The sequence below is a fragment of the Streptomyces sp. NPDC005899 genome (genome assembly GCF_040629645.1).
GTDB lineage: Bacteria > Actinomycetota > Actinomycetes > Streptomycetales > Streptomycetaceae > Streptomyces.
In genome coordinates this window covers 1-3,753 of record NZ_JBEXWB010000484.1, presented here as the reverse complement: position 1 = coordinate 3,753, position 3,753 = coordinate 1, and the positions used below count along the sequence as shown (strand labels likewise).

Genomic DNA, 3,753 nt, shown 5'->3' with positions numbered 1-3,753 from the left:
CAGTTCCAGCCGATACCACCCTGGAGCAGGAAGCCTCCCATGCCGACGCTGGGGGAGTGGCCCACGGGAAAGAACCGTCCCCGCGAGCCGTGCCGCGACACGGCCGTAGACGCACGCCCGGTACAGGTGCGTGTGGACGAGGTCGTACGCCCCGCGCCGGATGAGCCGGGCCAGCCTGGGCACGGCGCTCAGGTCCCGGTTGCCGCGCATCGCCAGGTCGCGGACGTCCACGCCGTCGGCACGCAGTCCGTCGGCGACCGCCCCGGGGTTGGTGAGCGTCACGACGTCGCAGCGCGCCGGGAGGTGACGCAGCACCAGGCGCAGCTGCTGCTCCGCCCCGCCCACGCCCAGGCCGGTGATGACGTGCAGCACCTTCATCGGGCCCCGCCCAGGGGCAGGCGGACGGGGGCGGGCCGGTGGCGCAGCCGGTGCCGCAGCTCCTTGGCCCGGAGGCGGGCGCCCCGGTCGGCGTGGCTGACATGGGTGCGGGGAAGGGCGAGCGGGCCCGCCAGGGGGCCGGGGACGAGGGCGCAGCCGTACGCGTACCCCGCCTCGCGGACCGACCGCAGTACCCGCCGGTCCACCGTGCCGTAGGGATAGCAGAAGCCGGCCGGGGCGCTCCCGGTGATGCGGCGGAGCTCCGCACGGCTGCCGTGCGTCTCGCGGTCCAGGGCGTCGTCCGGCAGGGCCGTCAGGTCCCGGTGGAACATGCCGTGCGAACCGATCTCCATGCCCGCTCCGGCGACGGCCCTGATGCCGTCCTCGGTGAGCAGGGGCCTGCGGGGCCCGAGCGGATCCCAGGTGTTGGTGCCGCCGGCCCGCCCGGGGAGGACGAAGACCGTCGCCGTGCACCCGTGACCGAGCAGCACCGGCAGCGCCTCGTCGAGGAAGTCGGTGTACCCGTCGTCGAACGTCAGCCCGACGAGCCCGCGCCGCCCGGTGCCACCTGCCCGCATCAGCTCCGCGACGCCGACCCCCAGGAGGCCGCGGCGCCGGAGCCGGGACAGCTGTTCGTCGAGGCGGTCGGCCGAGACGGTGATGCCGTACGGGTCGTCCTCCGGGTCGCTCACCGAGTGGTAGGTGAGGATCCAGGGCCGGGGACCGGGAGGGAGCGGGCGGGCGGGGGGCGCGGACGTGTCAGCGGCCATGGGGGAACCTCTGTCGGACGAGGGCCAGCAGATGGAGGGCTTCGGGAGCTCCGAGCGCGAGACAGGTGAGGAGGAACGAGGCCGGGACGACGAGGCAGCCCGCTGCCAGAGCGGGCAGCGGGCCGGGCACCGAGGACGCGGTGAGGGAGCCGGCGAGCCCCGCCACGGCCGCCGCGAGCGCGGGCCTGAGCAGGGAGAGGGCGACCGCACCCGCCCGTACGGCGACCGCGTGCGCCCGCAGGCCCAGCAGCATCAGCACCGCCGTCGTACTGATGCCCAGGGCGTTGGCCGCGGCGATGCCCTCGGCGCCGCACGGGCCGGTCAGGAGCAGTCCGCACCCCGTCGTGACGAGCAGCCCGGCGGCCATCGCCCGGAGCGGGAACCAGGTCGGCCTGCCGGCCGAGAAGTACGGCCGGCAGAGCGCCCCGACCAGCGTGTGGCCGAGCAGCCCGAGGGCGTACACGCGCATGACCCCGGCCGTCGCCGCGGTGTCGGCGGCGTCGAACGCGCCGCGCTGGAACAGCACCTCGACGATCTCCGGCGCCAGGCCGACCACCAGTGCCGTGCCCAGCAGCACGACCGTCCCGGCCAGCGCGAGGTCGCGTCCGACCCGGCGGCGGGCGCCCTCGTGGTCCCCGGCCGCCATGGCCCGTGCGACCACCGGGAAGGTCACCGTGCAGATCATCATCGCCAGCACCATCGGCAGCTGCGCGACTTTCTGCGCGTAGTTCAGGTGGGAGATCGCCCCCTCGGAGAGCGACGAGGCCAGGAACCGCTCGACCAGGACCTGCGACTGACGGCTCATCACGAAGAGCACGACCGGGGCGAGGACGGTCGCGCCGAGCAGGGCGGTGACGCCCTCGGGCTCACCCCGGCGCCGTGGGGCGCGCGCCCGCCCGCGCAGGACCAGCCGCACGAACGTGGGCAGCTGGGTGAGGATCATCAGCACGCTGCCGACGGCGACCCCGGCGGCGGCTGCCCGCACGCCCCACAGGGAGTGCAGCGCGAGCGTCGTGGTGATGATGCCGATGTTGTACGCGATGTAGACCCCGGCGGGCGCCAGGAAATGGCCGTGCGCCCGCAGAGCCGCGCTGAAGTACCCGGTGACACCGAACGTGAACACCGTGACGGCCGTCAGCCGCGTGCAGTCCACGGCGAGCGCGGGGTCCCGCAGACCGGGCGCCAGCACACCGACGGCCCAGGGTGCTCCGGCGGCCAGCAGCGCCCCCAGGCAGGCGAGCGCGGCGGAGAGGCGAGGCAGGGTGCCCGCGACCAGGGCCCGGACCGGGTCCCCCCGGTGACCGGTGGCCGCGCGCCGGGTCAGCGCGTGGCTGAAGGCCGGCACGAGCAGCAGGGCCATGCCGTCCTCGATGAGCAGCGTGGCCGCCATCTCCGGCACGGTCCAGGCGATCAGGAACGCGTCGCTCGCGTGACTGGCACCGAACAGGCGGGCGACGGCCTGGTCCCTGACGAGCCCCAGCACGGCGGCGACCACCGTCAGCCCGCCGGCCCCCGCCACCGCCCGGGCGAGGAACCGTCCGGGCCGGGGGGAGGCGTCATGCGCGGACTCCCGGGGGGCCGCGGTCTTCCCGGCTTCGTCCGTGACGGTGCCGCTCACCGGGCCGTCCCCCTCTCCGGCACGGCCAGTGCCCACCACGCGGCCAGACCGAGCACGATCCCGGTGAGGACGGTGGAGGGGCCGCCGATGTCGGCGTACAGGAAGTCGACGGTCTGCCAGGTCATCAGGCCGACGGCGGCCAGACCGCAGTCCAGGGCCGAGGAGCCCCGGGCCCGCGCGAGGACGAGCCTGCGGACGCCGCCCACCAGCAGCGCGGCCCAGGAACCGGCCAGCGCCACGAGACCGACGAGGCCCTGCTCGGCGAGGACGAGCAGGTACATGTTGTGGGGGGAGAGCAGCGGCTGCCTGCGGAACTCCTGCCCCGCCCCCGCGGTGTCGCCGCCGGAGGACAGGGCGATCGAGGCATGTGCGTCCCGGTGCGCGGGGAAACCCTTCAGCCCCACCCCCGCCACGGGATGCTCCCGCCACATGCCGGCCGCGGCCGCCCACATGGTGTACCGGTCGTTGACCGAGCGGTCGGGGGCGCTGGTCACCTCGGTGATGCTGGCGAGCCGCTGGGAGACCATCTCGGACCCCACCCCGAAACCGCCGACGAGCACCACCCCGGCGGCGCCCAGCACCGCCAGGGCGCGCACGGCCTGCCGCAGCCCCGTCAGGGCGAGCACGGCCGCCATCCCCGCGACCGTCGCGATCCAGGCCCCCCGGCTGAACGACAGGGCGAGCGGAACGGCCAGCAGGACGGCGGACACGAGGGCACAGGGCCTCAGCCACCGCGGGGCGCCCGCGGGGGCGGCGAGGGCGAGGGCGGCCGCCGCGAGCAGCCCGTAGCCCACGACCGTGGCCATCCCCATCACGTCACCGGCACCGAACGTGCCGACGGCCCGGACCTCCTCGCCCATGTAGGAGGCGCCGGAACCGGTGGCGTACTGGTGGACAGGATCGCGAGGGAGGGGTTGGCGAGCCGCTGGGGCAGGAGCGGGTCGGCGTGCGCGGTGACGATCCGCACGGTGTGCGCGTCCGTGGCGG

General features: G+C 75.5%; 3 protein-coding genes and 1 pseudogene. All 4 read right to left on the bottom strand.

Annotation, left to right across the window (positions count from 1 at the left end; translation table 11 throughout):
- Window positions 1–378: glycosyltransferase (locus tag ABZ371_RS30260; RefSeq protein WP_358685594.1), on the bottom strand; the 378-nt coding region annotated here is incomplete at its 3' end.
- Window positions 375–1,148, bottom strand: coding sequence for a polysaccharide deacetylase family protein (locus ABZ371_RS30255; RefSeq protein ID WP_358685592.1), 774 nt, complete (start codon window positions 1,146–1,148; stop codon window positions 375–377). The genes ABZ371_RS30260 and ABZ371_RS30255, both read right to left, overlap by 4 nt.
- The gene (locus ABZ371_RS30250; RefSeq protein WP_358685596.1) at window positions 1,138–2,667 is read right to left on the bottom strand and encodes a lipid II flippase MurJ; all 1,530 of its coding nucleotides are present in this window, start codon (window positions 2,665–2,667) and stop codon (window positions 1,138–1,140) included. The genes ABZ371_RS30255 and ABZ371_RS30250 overlap by 11 nt, the downstream gene beginning before the upstream one ends.
- Window positions 2,668–2,762: 95 nt before the next feature.
- Window positions 2,763–3,662 (bottom strand): annotated as a pseudogene (locus ABZ371_RS30245) (O-antigen ligase family protein); the annotation flags it as partial.
- Between the last annotated feature and the right edge of the window lie 91 nt (window positions 3,663–3,753).

Coding starts and splice junctions, on each gene's coding strand:
- ABZ371_RS30255 (WP_358685592.1), bottom strand. CDS start 1,148: ATGGCCGCTGACACGTCCGCGCCCCCCGCCCGCCCGCTCCCTCCCGGT.